The sequence below is a fragment of the Lysinibacillus sp. FSL H8-0500 genome, from assembly GCF_038051955.1.
Taxonomy (GTDB): domain Bacteria; phylum Bacillota; class Bacilli; order Bacillales_A; family Planococcaceae; genus Lysinibacillus; species Lysinibacillus macroides.
On sequence record NZ_CP150292.1, the window covers coordinates 333,590 to 357,500 of the forward strand.

General features: G+C 37.0%; 21 protein-coding genes and 1 pseudogene (1 of these 22 only partly in view). 20 read left to right on the plus strand and 2 right to left on the minus strand.

The features are described from left to right. The first annotated feature begins 182 nt into the window (after window positions 1-182). The 10 genes from MHB44_RS01475 to MHB44_RS01520 all read left to right on the plus strand — a co-directional run bounded on the left by MHB44_RS01475 (window position 183) and on the right by MHB44_RS01520 (window position 10,003). A complete protein-coding gene (locus MHB44_RS01475; protein WP_341301298.1) occupies window positions 183-899 on the plus strand; it encodes a GntR family transcriptional regulator in 717 nt (238 codons plus the stop codon). A gap of 162 nt (window positions 900-1,061) precedes the next feature. Then, window positions 1,062-1,835 carry a transporter substrate-binding domain-containing protein gene (locus tag MHB44_RS01480; RefSeq protein ID WP_341301299.1) on the plus strand — a complete coding sequence of 258 codons (774 nt, stop codon included), beginning with the start codon at window positions 1,062-1,064 and terminating at the stop codon, window positions 1,833-1,835. Between the two features lie 36 nt (window positions 1,836-1,871). Continuing rightward, complete coding sequence (locus tag MHB44_RS01485) at window positions 1,872-2,528, plus strand: amino acid ABC transporter permease (protein ID WP_340803968.1); 657 nt, start codon at window positions 1,872-1,874, stop codon at window positions 2,526-2,528. After that, a complete protein-coding gene (locus MHB44_RS01490) occupies window positions 2,525-3,247 on the plus strand; it encodes an amino acid ABC transporter ATP-binding protein (protein WP_053993443.1) in 723 nt (240 codons plus the stop codon). The genes MHB44_RS01485 and MHB44_RS01490 overlap by 4 nt, the downstream gene beginning before the upstream one ends. Window positions 3,248-3,362: 115 nt before the next feature. Next, the gene (locus tag MHB44_RS01495; RefSeq protein WP_341301300.1) at window positions 3,363-4,364 is read left to right on the plus strand and encodes a hydroxyacid dehydrogenase; all 1,002 of its coding nucleotides are present in this window, start codon (window positions 3,363-3,365) and stop codon (window positions 4,362-4,364) included. A gap of 16 nt (window positions 4,365-4,380) precedes the next feature. Next, window positions 4,381-5,268 (plus strand): 4-hydroxy-tetrahydrodipicolinate synthase, encoded by an 888-nt coding sequence (gene dapA / locus MHB44_RS01500; RefSeq protein WP_341301301.1) that lies wholly within the window; start codon window positions 4,381-4,383, stop codon window positions 5,266-5,268. A 107-nt stretch (window positions 5,269-5,375) separates the two neighbouring features. Next, the gene (gene pruA / locus MHB44_RS01505) at window positions 5,376-6,923 is read left to right on the plus strand and encodes an L-glutamate gamma-semialdehyde dehydrogenase (RefSeq protein ID WP_341301302.1); all 1,548 of its coding nucleotides are present in this window, start codon (window positions 5,376-5,378) and stop codon (window positions 6,921-6,923) included. A gap of 167 nt (window positions 6,924-7,090) precedes the next feature. Then, complete coding sequence (locus tag MHB44_RS01510; RefSeq protein ID WP_341301303.1) at window positions 7,091-7,891, plus strand: NUDIX hydrolase; 801 nt, start codon at window positions 7,091-7,093, stop codon at window positions 7,889-7,891. 84 nt (window positions 7,892-7,975) lie between these two features. Beyond that, complete coding sequence (locus MHB44_RS01515; RefSeq protein WP_341301304.1) at window positions 7,976-8,527, plus strand: isochorismatase family cysteine hydrolase; 552 nt, start codon at window positions 7,976-7,978, stop codon at window positions 8,525-8,527. Between the two features lie 21 nt (window positions 8,528-8,548). After that, complete coding sequence (locus tag MHB44_RS01520; protein ID WP_341301305.1) at window positions 8,549-10,003, plus strand: nicotinate phosphoribosyltransferase; 1,455 nt, start codon at window positions 8,549-8,551, stop codon at window positions 10,001-10,003. Window positions 10,004-10,272: 269 nt separating this feature from the next. Here the strand turns inward: MHB44_RS01520 and MHB44_RS01525 are convergent, their stop codons facing one another. Continuing rightward, a complete protein-coding gene (locus tag MHB44_RS01525; protein ID WP_341301306.1) occupies window positions 10,273-12,240 on the minus strand; it encodes a methyl-accepting chemotaxis protein in 1,968 nt (655 codons plus the stop codon). Window positions 12,241-12,935: 695 nt separating this feature from the next. Between MHB44_RS01525 and MHB44_RS01530 the strand changes: the two are divergent. The 10 genes and pseudogenes from MHB44_RS01530 to MHB44_RS01575 form a co-directional block, all read left to right on the plus strand. Beyond that, window positions 12,936-13,063: pseudogene (locus MHB44_RS01530) on the plus strand (transposase); the annotation flags it as partial. 228 nt (window positions 13,064-13,291) lie between these two features. Further along, window positions 13,292-13,906, plus strand: coding sequence for a nicotinate-nucleotide adenylyltransferase (gene nadD / locus MHB44_RS01535; protein ID WP_341301307.1), 615 nt, complete (start codon window positions 13,292-13,294; stop codon window positions 13,904-13,906). A 144-nt stretch (window positions 13,907-14,050) separates the two neighbouring features. Beyond that, complete coding sequence (locus MHB44_RS01540; protein ID WP_341301308.1) at window positions 14,051-15,904, plus strand: SLC13 family permease; 1,854 nt, start codon at window positions 14,051-14,053, stop codon at window positions 15,902-15,904. Window positions 15,905-16,130: 226 nt separating this feature from the next. Continuing rightward, entirely contained in the window at window positions 16,131-16,811 is a 681-nt protein-coding gene (locus MHB44_RS01545) for an RraA family protein (protein ID WP_341301309.1), read from the plus strand. Next, a complete protein-coding gene (locus MHB44_RS01550) occupies window positions 16,808-17,974 on the plus strand; it encodes a pyridoxal phosphate-dependent aminotransferase (protein WP_341301310.1) in 1,167 nt (388 codons plus the stop codon). Before MHB44_RS01545 ends, MHB44_RS01550 begins: the two co-directional genes overlap by 4 nt. Before the next feature lie 40 nt (window positions 17,975-18,014). Then, on the plus strand, window positions 18,015-18,968 hold the full coding sequence (locus MHB44_RS01555; protein WP_341302903.1) for a D-2-hydroxyacid dehydrogenase: 954 nt from the start codon (window positions 18,015-18,017) through the stop codon (window positions 18,966-18,968). A 163-nt stretch (window positions 18,969-19,131) separates the two neighbouring features. Continuing rightward, window positions 19,132-20,511: an MFS transporter gene (locus MHB44_RS01560; RefSeq protein ID WP_341301311.1), complete on the plus strand. Its 1,380-nt coding sequence runs from the start codon at window positions 19,132-19,134 to the stop codon at window positions 20,509-20,511. A gap of 161 nt (window positions 20,512-20,672) precedes the next feature. Next, window positions 20,673-21,464 (plus strand): 5-oxoprolinase subunit PxpB, encoded by a 792-nt coding sequence (gene pxpB, locus MHB44_RS01565; protein ID WP_341301312.1) that lies wholly within the window; start codon window positions 20,673-20,675, stop codon window positions 21,462-21,464. After that, window positions 21,431-22,387 carry a biotin-dependent carboxyltransferase family protein gene (locus MHB44_RS01570; protein WP_341301313.1) on the plus strand — a complete coding sequence of 319 codons (957 nt, stop codon included), beginning with the start codon at window positions 21,431-21,433 and terminating at the stop codon, window positions 22,385-22,387. The genes pxpB and MHB44_RS01570 overlap by 34 nt, the downstream gene beginning before the upstream one ends. A gap of 58 nt (window positions 22,388-22,445) precedes the next feature. After that, window positions 22,446-23,582, plus strand: coding sequence for a glycerate kinase (locus tag MHB44_RS01575; protein WP_341301314.1), 1,137 nt, complete (start codon window positions 22,446-22,448; stop codon window positions 23,580-23,582). 57 nt (window positions 23,583-23,639) lie between these two features. Here MHB44_RS01575 and MHB44_RS01580 read toward each other — a convergent pair whose 3' ends face one another. Beyond that, window positions 23,640-23,911 carry the final stretch of a LysR family transcriptional regulator gene (locus tag MHB44_RS01580; RefSeq protein WP_341301315.1) on the minus strand. 604 nt of this gene lie beyond the right edge of the window, so 272 of the gene's 876 nt are visible here — the last part of the coding sequence; the start codon falls outside the window, past its right edge; it ends in the stop codon at window positions 23,640-23,642.

Sequence of the window (23,911 nt, forward strand, 5' to 3'; positions counted from 1 at the left end):
GGTGATTGAAATCAAAAAATAATTATAATGAGGTTATACACTTTAAATAAATTAAGACTATTTAGAGGAAAAGTCTTCACATATTTGAAGATAGGGTTATAGTTAAATGTATACTTAGTATTATAAGTATTTGTAAAAATAATGAATTATAGGGTATTATATTCTAAAAAGAAGTGGGGTAGATGATTATTCAAACGAAACCAGCCTATCAAAAAATTTATGACTCAATTAAGGAAAAAATCGTGGAAGGCACATATGTAGTGGGCGATATTTTACCTTCTGAGGCTGAACTGGAGAAAATGTTCAACGTCAGCCGTACACCTGTAAGGAATGCATTGAAGCAGCTTGAAAATGATAAGCTTATTCATAGGGTGCAAGGGAAAGGCTCTTTTGTGAGCAACCAACAGCCAAAACAAACATGGACGAGCATGTCGGGCTTTAGAAATCATTATTCAAATGATTGGGAAAAGATATCTGTTAAAACAATTGAAGTGAAAAAGGTGGTCAATCCCCATTTTGCTAAGCTATTAAAACTAGAGGAAGAGACAGAGATCATCTATTTAAAAAGAATTCGCTATTTAAATAATCAGCCCATGTTTTTCTTAGAGCACTATATTCGCCCTGTACTTTCTGCGGACATCTATCAAGATAATACAACGATTTCCTCCGTACAACAGTTGCTGAAAGAGAAAATGGATGTGGATATTGTGGAGGTAGAGGATGAAATCGAGGCTGTTATTGCGACACCATATATTGCAGGTGCTCTACAAATTTCCGATACGGCAGCTGTATTAAAAGGAACAAGAATATCTTATGCAAAAAATAAGGAGCCTATGGACTTGAATATATTCTATATAAATACAGATAATTGGAAATATTACTCTTATTTTAAGTTCTAATAGACTAATTAGCCAATGGAACGATGAAAGTTGGCAAAATGAGCATGGAACTTAATATAATACTTAGTATTATAAGATGTTGACATTCTTAGTATTATATTTTAATATCTAATTATTCCGTATTATCAGAATTAGAAAAAAGTGAACAAAGGGGATGAGGAAATGTTTAAAATGAGAAAATTGCTTTTTTTATTAGCGACGGTTGGATTGTTATCCATGAGTCTTGTGGGGTGTAGTAATAGCGATGATAAGAGCGCGGATGGTGTAGAAAAAGTAAGCGTAGCTGCTTTAAATAATTATCCACCACTTATTTTTAAACAGGATGGTAAATTAACTGGTTTTGAATACGATTTATTGCAAGCGGTTGCAAAGGAAGAAAATTTAGAACTTGAATTTAAAGAAATGAAGTTTGATGGTTTTATCCCAGGCTTACAATCTAATCAGGTAGATATTGCCTCTTCCATTTTAATACGCGAAGAACGAAAAGAAGTAGTAGATTTTACGGATATCTTTTTAGAATCAGGTCTAGTGCTTGCTGTAGCAAACGATAGTTCCATTCAATCTTTCGAGGATTTAAAAGGTAAAACAATTGTTGCGACACAGGGTTCTACGACATATGAAGAAGCGAAGAAATTAGCAGAGCAATATGGTGGACAAGCGAAGCCATTGAAAGAAACTGATGCATTGTATTTAGATGTAGAGAACGGAAATGCAGATGCACTTGTATTAAATTCTCCAACAGTAGATTATCGATTAGCTGTAGATGGGGACAATGTAAAATTCCGAATTGTTGGCGAGCATATGACAGTGGATGAGCATGCATTTGCGGTGAAAAAAGGAAATAAAGAGCTAGCTGATAAAATCAATGATGGTTTAAAAAAGGTTCAGGAGAATGGTGAGTATGACAAAATCCATGAAAAATGGTTTGGTAAATAAGATTCGTTAATGATTCATTTAAAGTGAGGTGTTTGTATGGAAACAACTTTTAACGTTATTGTAGACGCACTGCCTTATCTATTAAAAGGCTTATACATGACAATATTAATATCTGTTTTATCAATTGTTTTCTCGCTTGTAATTGGGCTTATTGCCTGTTTTATGCGAATGTCAAAGTACGCGGTTTTACGATATCCAGCAGCCATCTATGTCAATCTTATTCGTGGTACGCCAATACTTATTCAAATACTATTTATTTACTTTGGTGCACCAACAGCTTTAGATATTCATCTTTCTGCTTTTACAGCAGGGTTGATTGCCATTAGTTTAAATATCGGGGCTTATAACACAGAGATTTTCCGTGGAGGAATTGAGTCAATCGGCAAAGGTCAAATGGAAGCGGGTAGATCATTAGGTTTCTCTTATGCACAAACAATGGCTTTAATTATTTTACCGCAAGCTGTACGACGCATGATTCCATCCTTTGTAAACCAATTAACGCATGCAATTAAGGATACATCGATGCTGTCAGTTATCGGTATTGCAGAATTAACAATGGTTGGACAATCCATTTATGCGATGAATTTCAGATCCTTTGAAATATTAACGATGGTCGGATTATTCTACTTTATCACAATTTACACGGTTTCCTTTATCTCAACTAAGATGGAACGGAGGTTCGTTATCTCATGATAAAAGTAAATAATCTAGCAAAATCCTTTGGCGAGTTACAGGTTTTAAAAAATATTAGCACAGAGATTGCAGCAAAAGAGGTTGTGTGTATTATCGGCTCCTCTGGTTCAGGTAAAAGTACATTTTTACGATGCTTGAACCTATTGGAAGAGCCAAGTGGTGGGGAAATTATTATAGAAGGCGAAAATATTTTGGATAAAAGCGTTGATATTAATAAGCTCCGTCAAAAAATGGGTATGGTGTTCCAACAATTTAATCTATTTCCACAAAAAACTGTTTTAGAAAATATTACATTAGCACCAATGAAGCTGAAAAAGAAAAGCAAGACAGAAGCTGAAAAGCAGGCAATGGAACTGCTAGAGAAAGTAGGATTAGCAGCAAAAGCAGATGCTTATCCAACGAACTTATCAGGTGGACAGCAACAACGTGTTGCCATTGCAAGGGCGTTAGCAATGGAGCCACATGTAATGCTATTTGATGAACCGACATCTGCCTTGGACCCTGAAATGGTTGGTGAAGTTTTACGAGTTATGAAGCAACTAGCGCAAGAAGGAATGACAATGGTAATTGTCACACATGAAATGGGCTTTGCGCGTGAGGTAGCTGATCGTGTGATCTATATTGACGGGGGTAATATTGTGGAAGATGGAAATCCAAAAGATATATTTACAAACCCATCTCATGAAAGAACAAGAGCATTTTTATCAAAAGTATTATAAAAGGCAATGGAGTCTTTGTATTGAGAAACGAAGACTTCCATTCCTAAAAGGATATATTTTTTATGCCAACTTAGTATACTAAGTATTATAACAGAGTGTTTAGAGGAGAAATTACATGACAAAAACAGTTCTATTAATTGAACCTACTATTCGAGCGAATGGTGTTAAGTATTTAACGAATCTCTTTAATGTAGTGTTAGCACCGCATGGTTCAGAGGAAACCATTATTCAATATATCAATGAACATCAGGCACATGCGGTGATCGTCAGAACAGAGAAAATAACAAAAAAGATTTTAGAAAGCTGTCCTTCCCTAGAAGTTGTTGGGATGCATGGTGTTGGGCTAGACCATATAGATGTTCAAAGTGCTACAGAAAATGATGTAGTTGTACTAAATGCACCTTCCAGCAATTATACATCTGTTGCGGAGCATGCAATGATGTCCGTTCTAGCTTTAAGTAGAAATTTAAAAATTAGTGATGCAAAAGTTCGAAATAATGAATGGCATTATCGAGAAACGTATTTCCCGATGGAAGTGAATGGAAAGACGCTTTTAATCGTAGGAATGGGCAGAGTTGGACAGGATTTAGCTAAAAAAGCAAAGGCATTTAATATCAATGTTTTAGGATTCGATCCATTCGTCACAGAATCCGAAATGCAGCTACATGGTGTTGTGAAAATCAATGATTTAAATATGAACCTTCCAATATGTGATTTTATCTCCTTACATGCACCACTGACGAAGGGTACATATCATTCATTTTCTACAAAGCAATTTGAGTTAATGAAGAATTCAGCATATGTCATTAATTTGGGGAGAGGGCCATTGATTGATGAAGAAGCACTCTATCACGCATTGGTGAATAAGCAAATCGCTGGTGCAGCATTGGATGTTTTAGAGCAAGAGCCTCCAGCTAGTGATAACCCGCTCTTTGCCTTGGACAATGTTATTCTTACACCACATTTCGGTGGCGATACATTAGAGGCGAAGGATAGATGCTCTGAATCGATTACACAAGAGGTTGGCGTTGTGTTACATGGAAAAATTTCAAGAAATGTAGTAAACCCGCAAGTATTAGGCTCTGCAAAGGCCTATAAAATACTAAATAACATTTAAAAGGAGCGTTTTAATTATGAAATACAATGGAATTATGACAGCATTAGTAACACCCTTACATCAGGATGGTACAGTAGATCAAAAAAACTTTGCCAAATTAATTGAGGATCAACTGAATAATAATATTCATACTTTACTTGTATTAGGAGGAACAGGTGAGTATGCTGCGCTTACTATGGAGCAGCGAAAAGTTGCAATTGATGTAGCAATCAAAGCATCAGCTGGTCGTGTGCCAGTGGTAGTAGGCTTACTTTCTCCAGGAATAGGTGACAATGTAGAATTAGGAAACTATGCTAAACAAGCTGGTGCTGACGCTGTGATGATCGTGACACCATACTATGTAAACCCAACACGACAAGGCTTTATCGAATATTATCAAGAACTTGATAGACGTGTAGATATGCCAATTATCCTTTACAACATTCCTTACAAAACAGGTATTCATTTAGCAAACGATGTCGTAAAAGAAGTAGTTGAAAAAGTACCAAATGTAGTAGGAATGAAAGTTTGCTCAGATAATATTGGGGATGTTCTTGAGTTACTTCAAACAGTTGGGGATAAAATCGCAGTTCTTTGTGGAGAAGACTTCAGAGCGGTATCTTCATTTATCGCAGGAGCACCTGGCGCTATAACAGCTAGCTCAAACCTTCTTCCAGATGTATGGGTACAAATTTATGACTTTGTTCAAGAGAAAAAATATGATGAAGCAGTAGCATTACATCAAAAGTTCTTCCCACTAATGAAGTCATTATATAAAGAAGGCAATCCAGGACCTGTAAAAGCAGCATTAGACATGATTAATGTACCAGTTGGCTCAGTTTCAGTGCCATTAGTGGATGCTTCGACTGACCTTCAAGAGGAATTGAAACAGCTGTTAACAGAATTAGAAGTATCGGTAAGATAAGTGAAGAAAGTACACATTCAATCAGTGGAGGATTCTCTTCTCCCCTGATTGCTAGTGGAGCAAATCAAACTACCTGATTAATCGGGATAAAAATACTGGAGGTCATTATGGTAATAGCATATAAGCATGAGCCTTTTACTGATTTTAGTGTGGAAGAGAATCATTTAGCATATACAAAGGCTTTACAAACAGTTGAGGGATATTTAGGGCAAGATTATGATGTAGTCATTGGTGGGGAACGAATTACAACAAAGGATAAAATTGTTTCCCATAATCCTGCTAATAAAAAAGAAGTAATCGGGCGTGTGTCAAAGGCAGACCAAGAGCTAGCTGAAAAAGCAATGCAAGCAGCTGTCAAGGCATTTAAAACATGGAAAAAGGTAAAGCCTGAATTTCGTGCGGATGTTTTACTCAAGGCTGCTGCTATTATTCGTCGACGTAAGCATGAATTTTCAGCATTGCTAACAAAAGAAGCAGGTAAACCGTGGAGAGAGGCGGATGCGGATACAGCAGAAGCGATTGATTTCTTAGAGTATTACGCACGGCAGATGCTTCTTATAAAAGATGGCGCACCTGTCCAAAGTCGTCCAAATGAATTTAACCGTTATGATTATATTCCACTAGGTGTTGGCATTATTATTTCACCCTGGAACTTCCCGTTTGCGATTATGGCTGGCACAACTGTAGCTGCGATTGTGACAGGTAACACAGTATTATTAAAGCCAGCTTCAACGACGCCAATTATTGCTGCTAAATTTGTTGAGGTCATGGAAGAAGCAGGTCTTCCTAAAGGTGTTCTTAACTTTGTACCAGGAAGCGGTGCGGAGGTAGGGGATTACCTTGTTGACCATAAAGATACAAGATTTATTAGCTTTACAGGTTCACGTGATGTTGGTCTTCGTATTTTTGAGCGTGCTTCAAAAGTTAATAACGGACAAATTTGGATCAAACGTGTTATTGCCGAAATGGGTGGAAAAGATACAATTGTTGTTGATAAAGAGGCAGACCTTGAGCTAGCAGCGAAGTCGATTGTCACTTCTGCATTTGGTTTCTCAGGGCAAAAATGTTCTGCCTGTTCACGTGCAGTTGTTGTAGAAGATGTCTATGACCAAGTGTTGGAACGTGTGGTAGCATTAACAAATGAATTAACACAAGGCGATCCAACTGACTATGCAAACTATATGGCAACAGTGATTGACCAAAGTGCATATAATAAAATTATGGGCTATATCGAGATTGGTAAGCAGGAGGGCAAGCTATTAACAGGTGGAGAAGGGAACGATTCAATCGGGTACTTTATTCAACCTACTGTATTTGCTGACCTTTCTCCAGACTCAAGAATTATGAAGGAAGAAATTTTTGGCCCAGTTGTTGGCTTCACAAAGGCAAAGGATTTTGATCATGCCATTGAAATTGCTAACGACACAGAATATGGCTTAACAGGTGCAGTTATTACGAATAACCGTGAGCATATCGAAAAGGCTCGTGAAGACTTCCATGTTGGAAATCTTTACTTTAACCGTGGCTGTACAGGAGCTATCGTTGGGTATCAACCATTTGGGGGATTCAATATGTCAGGTACAGATTCTAAAGCTGGTGGCCCAGACTATTTACTGCTGCATATGCAAGCAAAAACATCTTCAGAGATGCTTTAATCATAAAAACCAACCAATTGTCAGCATTTTTATTAACAGTTGGTTGGTTTATTTTGAATACAGTTATTAAAAGCTTGCAATAATGAGGATCAAGGATTATTATTGTATTAAATAGTAATTATATAATTACAAATTACTTCATGCCGTTTTAATAAAGGAGTAAGATAATGGCAAAATTCCGTAATGAAGAAGAAGTGCTTGCGAACTATGATTCTTCTAAATATCAAACACCTGATGGCTATACAGCAGATATTGCAATTTTTACAATTGTGTCAGAGAAAAAAGAAGAAAAAGCACCACCCAATATGACGCTAAAAATTATGCTAATCAAGCGTGCAGCAAAGGATGCTGAAGGCAATCCAAATATTGAAGGCGGCAAATGGGCATTGCCTGGAGGCTTTGTAGATGCGAGCCAAAAGGAAACAGGCTATATTGCTGCGAAAAGAGAGCTAAAAGAAGAAACAAATGTAGAAGGCCTGCATATACAGCATTTTGGCGTTTACGATAAAATTGAACGCGATCCTCGTGGATGGATGATATCGAATGCCTTTTATGCAATTGTGCCGGAAAGGTTTATTGAGCAACGGCAGGCGAATGATGATGCCGCTGAGGTGGAGCTATTTGGTATCGAGGAGGTATTTACACTCCAGCTTGCCTTTGATCATCGTCAAATTATTGCCGATGCATTGGCATTTATTAAAAGAGATATGATTCAAACAACTGTTGCGAAAAACTTTTTACCATCAGAGTTTACGTTATCTGAATTACAACGGGTGCTGCTAACCGTTGGGAAAGATCCACGAATTGCAAATGACTCTGTATTTTTTGTAAAGGCTCCTAAATTACCTTTTATTGATAAGGTATTGGATAAGGAAGGGAAGCCAAAGAAAACAAAGCGAAATTCATTTAGACCTTCACAATTATATACATTTAATGACTGCGAAATTGTGGAATCCATTTATCACTAGGAAAGAGCTGTCTTTCCTCATTATTTTAAAATAAGTAATTTGAAATTTATATATTACTAATTAATGAATTGGAGTGATGAAGCAATGACAAAGCGTGCATTGATTAATATTGATTATACAGTGGATTTTGTTGCAACGGATGGAGCTTTAACTTGTGGAGAGCCAGGACAGCAATTAGAGCAAGCAAATGTAGCATTAACAAAGGAATTTATTATGAATGGGGACTTTACGGTATTTGCGATAGATGTTCACGAACAAGGAGATATTTACCATCCAGAAACAAAGCTATTTCCACCGCATAATATTCGGGAGACAAAAGGTAGAAAGCTGTATGGGGCTCTACAGTCACTATATGAAGAAAATCAAGAGCAGGATCATGTTTACTATATAGATAAAACAAGATATTCTGCTTTTGCAGGAACAGACTTAGAGCTAAAATTGCGTGAAAGAGGCATTACTGAGCTGCACTTAATTGGTGTTTGTACAGATATTTGTGTTCTTCATACAGCAGTAGATGCTTATAATAAAGGATTTAATATTGTTATTCATAAAAATGCTGTTGCATCCTTTAACCCTCTAGGACATGAATGGGCATTAGGTCATTTTGAGCATACATTAGGTGCGACAGTTATTTGATTGACAAATGGAGGGATAGGCATGACATACACAGATGATAGCTTTATGCTACACACAGATTTATATCAAATAAATATGGCTCAAGCCTATTGGCAGGACGGCATTCATCAACGCAAGGCTATTTTTGAGCTGTATTTTAGAAAACTTCCGTTTGACAATGGGTATGCCATCTTTGCAGGCTTGAAAAAAGTGATCGAGTTTATGAAAAACTTTGGCTTCTCCGTTAGTGATATTCAATATTTACGTGAACAAGGGGGCTATCCAGAGGAATTTCTACAATATTTACAGGATATGAAGTTTACAGGCACAATTGTAGGAATGAAGGAAGGAGAGCTAGTCTTTGCAAATGAGCCAATTTTACGAATCGAAGCACCATTGGCACAGGCACAATTAATTGAAACGCCGTTATTAAATATTGTGAATTACCAAACGCTTATTGCCACAAAGGCTTCACGTATTAAACAAGTAATAGGCGAGGAAATAGTGATGGAGTTTGGTACTCGACGTGCCCATGAATTTGATGCGGCTATTTGGGGAACTCGTGCTGCTTATATTGGTGGCTTTTCTGCTACAAGCAATGTGCGGGCTGGAAAATTATTTGGCATTCCTGTATCAGGAACACATGCACATGCGATGATACAGGCTTATCGCGATGAGTATATAGCATTTAAAAAATATGCAGCGGCACATAAGGATTGTGTGTTTTTAGTAGATACCTATGATACATTGCGTTCAGGTGTGCCAAATGCTATACGTGTAGCGAAGGAATTAGGCGATACTATTAATTTTATTGGTATTCGCTTAGATAGTGGGGATTTAGCGTATCTTTCGAAGATGGCAAGAAAAATGCTGGATGATGCAGGCTTTACACAAGCAAAAATCATGGCTTCAAATGATTTAGATGAATATACAATTATGCATTTAAAGTCACAGGGAGCTCAAATTAATGCTTGGGGAATTGGTACAAAGCTGATTACAGCATATGATCAAGCGGCTCTTGGTGGCGTCTATAAATTAGTGTCTATTGAAAACGAGGATGGCGAAATGGTTGATACGATGAAAATTTCGGGTAATCCTGAAAAGGTCACAACTCCTGGGCGTAAGCGTGTATATCGTATTATTAATAATGAGAATGGTCATGCTGAAGGGGACTATATTGCATTGGATGAGGAAAATATTCAGCAAATACAACGCTTGAAAATGTTCCATCCTATTCATACGTATATTAGTAAGTTTGTCACAAACTTTACAGCAATTGAATTGCATGAAAGCATTATAGAAAACGGCAAGATTGTTTATCAGGAGCCGACGTTGCAAGAAACACAGGCATATGTAAAGGAAAATTTGCAATTGCTATGGTGTGAGTATAAACGAACGCTCAATCCAGAAGAATATCCTGTCGATTTAAGTCAGGCTTGCTGGGACAATAAAATGGCAAGCATTCAGGCGATAAAGGAAAACGTTTTGAGCAGATAAAAGACAAGGGCAGGCAGAGACCAGTAATCATATGTAGCGATGAAGCCATAGGAATCATAAGAATTTGCAGAACGTACCAATGATACGATAGAGCAAGTGTATGAGCAGTCTATGGACCCTACAGGAGTGCAACAATCCCCCTTACATGTTATTTTGAAGGGGGACTGTTTAATAGTGGGATTTCTATTTCAATTGATAAATGAAAATTTGTTTAGTGAAGATAACATTCAGCAAAGACCGGAAAAACTTCTGAATAAATATTCACTTTATTACACCTTGAAAATATTCACATTATTCTCAAGCTCCTGAGACATATTGGTTAATGCTTTAGTAGCCAAGGCTATTTCGGCAATTGTTGCTAGCTGGGCATCTGAAGCTACTGTTACATGACTAGATGAGTCCGCAGAATGCACAGACATAGAGGCAATTTCCTGTATAGAAGCTGTAACCTCCTCACTGCCAGCAGACATCTGCTCAGATAACGCTGATAAATCATCAATATCTGTTGAGAGGTTTTGTACAGCATGCTGAATAGTCGTGAACAATGTGCCAACTTTATAGATAAGCTGAGTTCCTTCCTGTATTTCAGTACTACTAGATTCCATTGATTGAACAGCAACTTCAGTTTTTGTTTGAATTTCATCGATTAGCGTACGTACCTTAGAGGCAGAGTTTGAAGTTTGATCGGCTAATTTACGAATTTCATCAGCAACTACAGCAAAGCCTTTGCCGGCTTCTCCCGCCCGAGCCGCTTCAATAGCCGCATTTAAGGCCAGTAAATTTGTTTGCTCTGCAATACCTGTAATTAATTGCATAATCTGTCCAATTTCATCGGAATCTACCTTTAATTCGCCAATAATATTGGCAAATTGTATAGAATGTTGCTGAATGGCCTCCATTTGTCCAATGGCGGATTGAACAGAGCTACTTCCTTGTGTAGTAACGTCATTCATCGTATTCGTTGCCTCTGCAATATTGGCTGTATTATCAGCTACACGAACGATTCCCCGCGAGATTTCAGTTACTGCCTTAGCCGTTTCTTCACAGGCTACTTTTACTTGTTGTGTATTATCATTAATCGATGTTATTGAGCGTACGATTTCATTCGTTTCCTCCTTAGATTCTAAAGCATTGTGACTTATGGAGGTAGCGTTTTGAGATAACTCCTGTGCTTTTTGTTGAATGCCTAAAATAAGTGCTTTTAAATTAGATGTCATTTTATGAAAGCTGGAAGATAGAATACCAATTTCATCTTTGGTGGTATATGTTTTTGGTTCGATTGTAAGATTCCCATCAGCAATTTGCTCCACATCACTTGAGATAATAGAGAGTGGTTTTAAAATTTGACGAAGGAATAAAAATACAATAGCAAGACCAATGATACTAATAATAATGCCTGCCAGTAAGATTGTGTATAAATATGAATTTTTCTGTGTAATCATAGCTGTATAATCGATTTCACTTTCTAAATACCATTTCACTTTACCTGAAAAATCAGTTAGCGGAAATGCTAATATTTTTGTTGTGTTGTCCAAATACTCTATTTCTTCCCCATTCAATAATTTATTAATATTTTCTTTAGGAATAGAGGATTCTTTTTCTTTACCGGTGCTAAGCATAAATTGGGAGCTTTCATTTTCTATAGCATATAAGGTCCAATTCCCACTATAATTTTCTTGAAATTTTTCTAGCAAGCCTTCTGTAATGCCCATGCCAAGCTCCACTGTACCTATAGATGAACCATTGTAGGAGAGAGGAACAACATAGCGAAATCCTACCCCCGCCACGCCACCTTCAAGCCCTTCAACGATTGTTTGTTCATTGTTGGCTTTGACAACCGTATGACGGAAGGAGGATAAATCATCCCCAAATTCCTCAGGGCTATGAACCCGAAAAAATGAGGTGGCATTGGGTAAATGAAACTGAAATTGTTTAACTCCTTGCTCTTCTAATTGTTTCATTAGAGGTAAAGTTAAGTTCGCTAATGTTTCTCGATCACGATTAGCAAAAGCTTTTAAGATTTCTTGGTTGTTTATGATAGGCGTATTTCCAATGCTTAGCAAATCGAATTGGTTTTTAATTTCATTGTTTAAACCAATAGAGATATTTTTTGTTTCAGAGGATTCTAGCTGACTAATAACCTTTTGTATATTTATGGTTGAATTGAATGTCAGAATTGTAATGATTAGAATCAGGATAATAGCTGATACGATTGATACTTTTGCCGTTATTTTCATAAATAGTACGTCCTTTCTTAAATCAATTGATAAAGCGTAAAAATGTATAGGTAATTAAAGGGTGGGCAAGTAACTAATAGTGAATAGGGTGAAACAATCTAATCTCACAATTAACTTCTCAACGTGAGAGGATTTTCATTTTATTATTGTATAGAAAATATATAAATGGTTTAGTGTGAATACTGCTTATATCTTGGGGGAGAGTCACCATTAGTTAGAGAGCATTATGTAATTCTAGTGGATGAATGTTTTAATGTTGTAAAAATATTACTTTTTATGAAGTGGAATGTCCTTTATTTATCTCATTCTATACTATTAATCTGAAAATTTAGATATTTTATGTATGATATTAATTCAATATTTTATGTGAATAGATGTAAGTTAGCAATGTATAATCCTTGAATGTCACATAAAATTCAATGGAAATATTAGTATTTTAGACTTACTGATTCCTATAAAGGCTGTAAAATATTTTAGCTTTCTCAATTACGGTATAGTAAAAGCTGTATAAGTAACATGTAATTATTATGTAGTGAAATGTCACTATGACCTAATACAAACCAAAAGTATTTACAGAAATGATGAACAGACCTGTTCAAACATTCCGCAGATTAGGATAGAGAAAGGATATGAACAGCTTACAGAGGAATATTAGCAAGTGGATAACGCTCTTTTTCATAAGAATACGAACAGCTAAAAAGAGAGGTGAAAAATCTGCTACTAAACAAAGAGCGAATATAAATAAAAACATTTTAAGGGTTCAAAAACTAATACTTGGTTAACAGATAGCCGATTAGCATATGCAAATTCGATAGTGACTGATCAGTGTATCACTATCGAGGAGAGTACTGTGAATAATTAGCAGTGGTTGCACACCAATATTTTTTGCACTTTTAACATGTAGCTAGCCTCTTTCTCTAAACTATGTAGGGAATTGATTGGCTAAATTAAACGTACTACCTATGGAATGTTCTAGCAAGCGGCTAACACAAGGAAGTAGGAAAACCTTAAAAATGTACATTTTTTATATTTTTAGTAGCAGAGAAAACTAATGGCGAGAATAGGCATCTATGGTTCATCCTTTGATCCGATTACCAATGTTCATCTATGGACAGCTAGTACAGTTGCACACCGTTGCAAGTTAGATCAGGTTATTTTTTTACCGTGTTCAAGTAAACGTAAGGATAAAACAATCAAAACAGAGGATATGCATCGTTGGAATATGGTTCAGCTAGCAATTGCGAAAGATCAGCGTTTTATTGCAGATTCCTATGAAATGGAGCAAGAGGGCTGGAATATTTACACATATGATACGATGAAATATTTTAGGGAAAAGCACCCAGAGGATGAAGTTCATTTTATTATGGGTGCAGATCTATTAGGGGACATTGGTGCAGGCTTATGGAAAAAAGGTGATGCGCTCATAGCAGAAAATAAATTTATTGTGATGGCAAGACATGGCATTGATATGCTATCCACCATTAGCCGTTCTCCTATCCTAAGAAATCATGATGATGGACGATTCCATCTTATTGATAAGGGCTTAGCGATGGAAATTAGCTCTACCTATATTCGAGAGGAATTGGCAATGGGTGGAGAACCAAGATACCTTCTGCCTGATGCATGTTACGACTATATTAAAGAACATCATCTTTATCAGAAATAATAAATATGCAAAGAAAAGTATGGTTAAACGCCATACTTTTTTAATTTTGAAAAGACAGTGAACTTTATCATATATCATCTTTCCTCAGCTATAATAAAAATAGATACGGACTATAAAAATGTTTTTAATGTTAGAAAGGAATTCATGGATGTGCAGCTTACATTAACATTTCTTATTTTAGGAGCAACAATTTTTGCATTTGTGACCAATAAAATACGCGCAGACCTTGTAGCGATTGTGTCGCTTTTGGCATTTGTTATTACAGACATTCTAACACCTGCTGAGGCATTAGCCGGTTTTTCCAACTCAGTCGTGTTAATGATTGCAGGGCTATTTGTGGTGGGTGCAGGCATTTTACGCACGGGTCTTGCAGGAATGGCAGGGCAATTATTGCTTAAATGGTCAGGCAATAGTGAGCTGAAATTATTTGTACTACTGCTCATTATTGTAGGAACAGTTGGGGCTTTTATGAGTAATACAGGTACGGTAGCGTTAATGATGCCGATTGTTGTTAGTATCGCGATCAGCATGAAAGTCAGCCCTTCTCAATTTTTATTGCCATTGTCTTATGTCGCAAGTTTATCAGGTCTGATGACATTGATTGCATCACCAACTAATTTAATTGTCAATCAATTATTGGTGGATCGAGGCTATAATAAGTTAGCCTTTTTTGAAATAACACCTATTGGTATTGTTGGAATGATTGCAGGAATTAGCTACTTAGTGCTTGTGCGTAATATTTTATTACCGAAGGATCAAAATCGTACACAGACCAATGAGGGCTACAAGCTTTCACCTAAGAAAATCATGAAGCAATATGATTTAAACAATCGGCTCTTTAAAATTTCTGTACCAGAGGATTCACCCATTATTGCAACATCATTGGCAGAATTAAAGCTGCCAGCTAAGTATACGCTTTGCATGATGAAAATTCATCGAAAATCACAGGAGGGTATCAATTTACTGCCAATGACCTATCAGGAAATGGCAGGTCCAACAAGTGTAATCCAGGCTAAAGATGAGTTATATGTGCAAGGTGAGGAAGAGGATATTTACCACTTTGCCGAGGATTATCATCTTGAGGTGCAGGGCTTGGTGAAAGGTGAGGCAGATGAATTAGTATCCAAACATCTAGGTATTGCCGAGGTGTTACTCACACCAAATTCAAGCTTTATTAACGAAACAGTTAGCTCGCTTGGGTTTCGCGAAAAATATAACTTAAATATTATTGGGATTAATCGTAGAGGCGGTTATAAGCTTCAAGATATGATTTCCCATAAGTTAAAATTTGGAGATGCGATATTAGTACAAGGTGCATGGGATGAAATTTTATTACTGGCAAGGGAAACGCAAGATGTTGTTGTTGTGGGTCAGCCGAAGGAACATGCCAGTGTCGCAGCCGCTACGGGGAAAGCTGGTATTGCGGGGATTATTATGCTATTGATGATTATATTAATGGCATTTGAAATTTTCCCAGCCGTTATTTCGGTTATGATTGGCGCGGTGCTTATGATTTTAACAGGCTGCTTGCGCAATATGGAAGATGCCTATAATAATATGAATTTTGAAAGCATAGTACTAGTTGCAGCCATGCTACCAATGGCAACGGCATTAGAAAAAACAGGGGGCATGACCATTCTATCGGATGGCATTATCAATGCATTGGGTGATTATGGCCCTTATGGCGTGTTAATTGGGGTTTATCTATTAACAGCCGTTTTTGGTCAATTTATTAGTAATACGGCAACTGCGGTATTATTTGCTCCTATCGCAATGAGTGCTGCCATTGCTATGGATGTTAGCCCTACAACCTTTATGATTGCTGTTGCAGTCGCAGCAAGCATGGCATTTGCGACACCAATTGCTTCCCCTACAAATGCATTAGTTATGACAGCGGGGGGCTATAAATTTATGGACTTTGTAAGAATTGGTATCCCCCTACAAATTGTGATGTTTATTGTCATGATGGTAGCCATTCCATTCTTCTTCCCATTTTAAACATACTAACACAGAGTAGTGCAAACCAAAGCTAAGGTTTGTGCTACTAGTGTTAGTATTTTTTTATTTCATTTTAAAAGCCCCTGTTCTAACTAAGTAGGTTTTAAAAATCTAATTTCTCGATTTTTAAACGCGATATATTCAATTTTACAATTAATAAAAGAGTTATTATTATAATGAAAAATAAGAAATTTCTGAATAACCAGAAATTAAAGGAGTTTTAAAAATGATTTATCGCATGGAATCTGTAGAGAAAAGGGTTGCTAAAGAATTAGTTGATGCATTTGGTGAAATTAGTACAACGATTATCGGAGATGCTTTAGGACGTTTCAATTGTATGAGCTCAATTAGACATTTCAATAAACCTGGCATTCGCTTAAAGGGAACTGCTTTTACAGTAAAGACATCAGCGGGCGATAATTTAATGATTCATAAGGCGATACATATGGCAGAGCCTGGAGATATCATCGTCATTGATGGGGGTGGTTTTGAAAATCGTGCATTGTTAGGAGAAATTATGAGCTCCATTGGGCAGAAAAAAGGACTTGCTGGGTTTGTGGTTGACGGTGCGATTCGTGATCCAGAGGAAATTAAGGAATTAGGCTTTCCAGTATATGCAAAGGCAGCAACACCAGCTGGACCATTCCGTGAAGGTCCAGGTCAAATCAACGTACCTATTATTTGTGCAGGAGCTATCGTAAATCCGGGAGATTTAATTATTGGTGATGATAATGGAATTACTGTTATTCCTTATGAGCGAGCAAATAACGAAGTATTACAGGAAGTCCAACGAATTGAAGCGATGGAAAAAAAACAACTAGAACAAATTGAAGCAGGCACCCTTAATTATGACTGGATTGATGAAACATTAATGAAAAAAGGCGTATTAGGAGGTACGAATGTATGACGTTATTAAATGCTGAGGTGTTTAATCATTTATCAGAATCTAAAACTGTCGCAATAAATGATAAAGCCAGATCTTTAATTGAACAAGGGAAAGACGTTATTAATTTAGGCGGAGGAGAGCCAGATTTTGATACGCCGCACAATATTATTGATATTGCTGAGGAAGCAATGAAGAAAGGAAAAACACATTATGTAAATAGTCCAGGAATCCCTGAGTTACGTGAAGAGATTGCTCTAAAACTGCGTAATGTGGATAACTGTAATTATCATGCCTCACAAATTATCGTAACACCTGGAGGAAAATTAGCCCTTTATATCGCACTTATGTCAATGATTAATCCAGATGATGAGGTGATGATTGTTAATCCAGCTTGGGTAAGCTATGAGCCATTAATTACAATGGTGGGAGGAAAAACGGTTTATGTTAACCTAGATCAAAAAGATAACTTTACATTAAAAGGTCAATTAATTGCTGAAGCTTGTACAGCAAAAACGAAGGCGATCATTATTAATACACCAAATAACCCGACAGGAAGAGTATTAAAGCAGGAAGAAATCGCTGAGCTTCGCAAAGTGGCCGAGGAGCATAATTTAATCGTTATCTCTGATGAAGTGTATGATCGCCTAACATATGAGGACCATCAATTTATAAGTGTAGCGAGTGATCCTGAGCTATTAAAGAGAACGATTACTGTTCAAAGCTTTTCAAAGGGCTATGCTATGACAGGCTGGCGGCTAGGCTACCTAGCATTACCTGAGGAATTATGTAGTGCAGCGCTAAAGGCACAGCAACATATGATGACGTGTACGACATCCTTCGTACAAATTGCTGGCATTGCAGCATTAAAAAATAGTGAAGAAGAAGTAGTAAAAATGAAGAATCGTTATGAGGAAAGATTGGATTTTGTTGTGGAAAGCTTAAATAAAATTCCTGGTGTAACGTGTGAAAAACCTGAGGGAGCTTTCTATGTATTTCCGGAAATCGACTTTGCAGGCTTTGATTCCTATCAACTAGCAGAATATTTATTGGAGGAAGTGGGTGTAGCTGTAACACCAGGAGAGGCATTCGGTTCAGCATATAAGAAAAATGTGAGAATATCTTGTGCTAATTCAGATGAGATGTTGAAGGAAGCTATGAAAAGAATGGCAAAGGCATTTTCATAAGCAGTGATTATCATATATGAAAGGAAGGTTACAACAAGCAATGAATATCGTTATTTTAGATGGCTATACGCTGAATCCAGGCGATTTAAGCTGGAGCAAATTATCAGAAGTCGGTGAAGTGACTGTCTATAATCGCACGCCAAATAATTTAATTGTGGAACGTGCTGTGGAAGCTGAAATCATTTTAACGAATAAAACACCACTTTCCAAAGAAATTTTAGCGCAATTACCAAAATTAAAATATATTGGCGTACTCGCCACTGGCTATGATGTAGTAAATGTTGAAGCAGCTAAAGAACAGAATGTCGTTGTCACAAATATTCCGGCCTATGGCACTCATTCTGTAGCACAAATGGTCTTTGCTTTATTATTAGAGCACTGCCAACGTGTACAAAGACATAGTGATGCAGTAAGAGCGGGAGAATGGACAAATCATCAGGATTGGTGTTTCTGGAACTATCCATTAATTGAGTTAGCTGGAAAAAAGTTTGGTATCGTTGGTTTTGGACGTATTGGTTATCAAACAGCACAAGTAGCTTCAGCATTAGGCATGTCGATTATCGCGTATAATCGTCAACAGCGTGAGGTTGATTTACCTAATTTCCAATGGGCAGATCATTTAACAGATTTATTAAAAGAAGCAGATATTATTAGCCTACATTGTCCATTAACGCCAGAAACAGAGGAAATAATCAATCGAGATAATCTGGCGATAATGAAAGATTCAGCGATTATTATTAATACGTCCAGGGGGAGGTTAATAAATAACCAAGATCTTGCTGATGCTTTAAATAATGGCGTAATTGCAGGAGCTGGCTTGGATGTTTTGGATGTTGAGCCGCCGTCCGCATCAAATCCGTTATTATCCGCTAAAAATTGTATGATAACTCCCCATATTTCATGGGCAACGAAAGAAGCCCGTGGACGATTATTGGATATGGCAGTAGACAATGTAAAAGCATTTGTGGCAGGAGCAGCAAGAAATATTGTATAACTAAAAAGCTAACTAAAATTATGGTTATAATTATATTAAAATATTTGTAATTTATAGCTAGCTAACCATCCAAATTACACTTATATACAAAAAAGTCTTCATATTTAAGTTTACATAAATATGAATAGCTGTAATGAATATTATTTAAGGAGGGGAATATGCTGTGGCAAAACAAAATGATATTGGCGCAAGAATGGATCGCTTACCTATTTCAAAATGGCATCAAAGTGTATTCTGGTTAATCGGGATTGGGATCTTAATTGATGGTTTTGACAACTATATGGGAGGAGCAATTTTAGCTCAATTAATTGAAAATGGATGGTCCAATAACTACTTGAATGCCGCTTTTACATCCGCAACAATGGCAGGATTATTTATTGGTTCAATTTTAGCAGGACTACTTGGTGACCATAAAGGAAGAAAATTCGCCTACCAAATTAATTTGTTGATATTTGGAATAGCTTCAATTGCAGCAGCTTTTGCCACAGATATGGTTACGTTAATTATTTTACGTGGGATTATTGGAATAGGGCTAGGAGCAGAGCTTGTGGTAGGATTTGCAACGTTTCCAGAGTTTATTCCAAGTAGAGTTCGTGGGAAGTGGTCAGCAAAATTATCATTATTAGCAAACTTTGCACCACCTATCGCAACGTTAACAGGTTTATTGGTAATGCCTGCTCTAGGGTCAGAGCTAGGATGGAGAGCTATGTTTATGATTGCTGGGGTAGCAGCATTAATTTTATGGGTTGCTCGTCACGGCTTACCTGAATCACCTCGCTGGTTTGCATCACGTGGAGAGCTCGATAAAGCCGAGGCTATTTTATCGAAGGTAGAGCAGGATATTGAGAAAGAAATAGGAGCTAAATTACCTCCTGTAATGGAAGCCGATATTGTTGGAGGTCAAGAAGTAAAATCATTACCTTTTTCAAGTTTATTTAAAGGTAATTTATTAAGAAGAACAATTTTAGGAAGCTTTGTGTTAATTGGGATGAATACAGCTATTTATAGTATTATGACTTGGATTCCTACATTATTTGTTCAATCAGGAATTACAGTGACTAAGTCATTATTAATGACAACCATTATTTTATTTGGAGCCCCTTTTGGTGTGTTTGTGGCAACCAAAATTATTGATAAGTTTCCACGTAAATGGTTAGCGGTTGGATTGTTAGTGACAATTGCTATTCTTGGATACATTTATGCTCTACAATCATCTGAAATTTTCATTATGATTATAGGCTTTATTTTAATTACAGTGCTGTATATATACGTTTGTTTGTCTTCTGCGGTGTATATTCCAGAAATTTGGCCAACAGAGGTGCGTTTAAGAGGCTCAGGTTTTTGTAATGCAGTTGGACGAGTTGTGACAATTTTTACGCCATATGGCATTGCTTGGGTGTTAACGCAATTTGGGCAAGTAGCAGTATTTGTTACAATTGGCTCTGTATTAGGTGTTGTAGCCCTAGTTGTAGCAATTTTAGGGGTAGAGACACGTTTCAAATCAATGGAGGAAATTGGTAGAGAAGCCTTTGGTGAAGATTAAGAGATCCAAGTAAGAAGAATGGAACAATAAATGATGATTTTAGAAAGTAGTAATGTGATATTGGATGAAGCATAGGATGCCGATGTAAAAATATACTCATCGCTATTTCATGCTGATTCCAATATTTTCATCTTAGTAAGAAAGTGGCTGGGAGGGTTAAGATGTTTAAGGAAACTACAGCAGAGCAGTCTGAAAAAAATATAATTGCACAATATCCTAAGTTTTTGCCATTAGGAGATCAAGTAATCGTGGCTCAATTTGAGAAAGAAATGGGAATCAGTATAAATCAAAAAGTATTAAGCTTTGCACAAGAAGTTGAGGCAGCAAAGATTTCAGGTGTCACACAAATTATTCCGACATTTTGTACAGTTGCGATTCGTTATAATCCTTTAATCATAGCGTATAAAGCATTAACAGAAGAACTTGAAATAATAAAAAGTCGCCTCGTTTTTGAACAGTATAAGGAACATAAGCCACAGAATATTATTCATATTCCAGTTGTGTATGGAGGGGAATATGGTCCTGATATCGAATATGTTGCTGAAAGCACAGGATTAGATATGGATGAAGTTATTCGACTACATACGTCTAAACCATATTTTATTTATATGTTAGGAGTAATTGGCAGCTATCCATATTTAGGGGATTTAGATGAACGATTAGCGCTAAAAAGAAGAAGTAGTCCAAGAATAAAAGTAGAAAAGGGCTCAATTGTTATTGCTAATCGACTTACTGTGCTCCATCCGTTAGCATCACCGAGCGGCTGGCATGTAATCGGTCAAACCCCTATGGAAACATTTGATCCACATCAAAATCCCCCAAGTACATTGCTTGCTGGAAACTATATTAAGTTTGAGGCAATTAGTGCAGAAGAAGCTGAACAATGGAATGACAATAAACAGAGAGAGTGGATTAAAAAATGGAATTCATTGAAATCATTAAACCAGGATTAATGTCAACAATTCAAGATCTCGGGCGAGCTAATTATCAAAAATATGGTATTTCAGCCAGTGGTGCAATGGATAAATTTTCATTGAGAATTTCCAATATTTTAGTCGGCAATGACGATGAGGAAGCAGCAATCGAAGTAACTTTGATGGGACCACATCTAAAGTTTTTAGAAGGTGGTATTATTGCAATTACGGGTGCAGATATAGGTGCGAAGTTAAATAGAAAACATGTACCGCTTTGGACTTCCATTAAGGTCGAAAAAGGAGACGAATTAACGTTTGGCTTTGCAACTGGCTATGGTTGTCGTGCATATATTGCAATTGCAGGTGGTATTGATGTTCCCATAGTTATTGGTAGTAAATCTACTTCCTTAAGAGCTGGCTTTGGTGGCATGGATGGGAAAGCCCTACAGTCCAAGGATATTATATCAATTGGGAATTCTATGTATACATCAATTGGAAGAATACTTCCAACGGAATATAGGCCAAATTTTGGAGAGGATCGTCCGATGAGATTCATTTTAGGACCACAGGCAGATGAGTTTAAGGCGTCAGAGCTTGAAAAATTTTGTACAAGCCGCTACAAAGTATTAAATGAATCTGATCGAATGGGCTTTCGTTTAGAAGGAGCAGCAATTTCACATAAAGTTGGACCAGATATTATTTCGGATTATATTACAATGGGGTCAATTCAAATTCCAGGAAATGGGCAACCAATTGTATTAATGGCAGATTGTCAAATGACAGGTGGGTATACAAAAATCGGTGTTGTCATTGATGTGGATTTACCATATTTAGCGCAAAAGAAGCCAGGAGATGTAATCCATTTTGAAAAAATAGAGATTGAGGAAGCACAAGAGCTTTATAAAAAAAGAGAGAGACTTTTATCTTTAATAAAGGTAAATAACAAAATGGCAAGCAAATAATTAGGATAAATATAAAGCCAAGACTTTAACGAAAATTGAGTAAAAGGTGTTGTTCCATATGAAAATAGTGATTGCACCCGATTCCTTTAAAGGAAGTATATCAGCCTACGACGCAGCAATCGCGATAGAAAAAGGGGTAAAGAAATATTTACCGAGTGCTGCAACCGTTATTGTACCAATGGCTGATGGCGGCGAAGGTACAATGGATGCACTTGTAGCAGCCACTAACGGAGTAATCTATCACGCACAAGTGAAAAATCCGCTTGGTAGTGATATCACAGCAGCCTATGGTGTTTTAGGAGATGGTCAAACATGCATTATTGAAACAGCAAGTGCATCAGGCCTATATCTTATTCCAGAAGATAAACGCGATCCCCTAAAGACGACAACCTATGGGATGGGTCAGCTAATAAAACAAGCATTAGATCAAGGATATCGTCATTTTATTATTGGCTTAGGCGGCAGTGCGACAAATGATGCAGGCGTTGGTATGTTGCAGGCATTAGGCTTACAGTTTTTAGATTGTAATGGTCATGAAATTGGCTTTGGCGGTGGAGCACTACATAACATTACCAGGATTGATAGTCGTAAATTTGATAAAAGAATTGCCGAAGCAACATTTATCATTGCCTCAGATGTAAAAAATCCGTTTATTGGTTCAAATGGTGCTTCAGCTATTTTTGGTCCACAAAAAGGGGCAACACCTGAGATGGTGGAGCTTTTGGATAATAATTTACAGCATTTAGCTGATTTAATTGAAAAGCATACTGGCATTCGTATTCACGACAGTGAAGGAGCAGGAGCTGCTGGGGGTTTAGGTGGGGCATTTCAGGCGTTTTTTCCAACTGAAATAAGGGCAGGTATCGATATTGTTATTAATTATTCGGGCTTTGCAAAAGCTGTAGCAGGAGCGGATTTAGTTATCACAGGAGAAGGGCAGATTGATTGCCAAACAGCAGAAGGGAAAACGCCAATGGGAGTTGCACAGGAGGCGAAGAAATATAATGTTCCTACAATTGTTCTTGCAGGCTCAATTGGTGAAGGAATCGATGTGCTGTATCAATACGGTATTGTTAGTATTCACAGCATTGTAAATGGTCCAACCCCTTTACAAAAGGCGATGGAGCAGGCATCTGACTTACTTACTAATTGTGCAGAACAAGTTGTTAGAACCTTTTTTGCTTATAAAGTATAAAAAATTGGGAAAGTTAGACTTCGTTCTGACTTCCCCTTAAATCTGTTAAAAGATATTCTAGTTTAAAACTTTTTTAATAACAGAATCTAAAATTTTTAACCCTTCCACTGCGCTTGGACGCGGGTATATAGATTGAATTTGATAGCATATACGATCGGGAGGTGGGTTTTTTAATCGATATAATCCATATTTGCCGGTTGCTTTAAAGTTTTCCGCCATTGATAAAGGGACAATTGCCCAATAGCCAGGTGTCTCCATAAATGTATGTAGCAATATAGAGGTATCAACACGAATAGGTGGATACTTTGTTGCTGAACGATATTTATTGT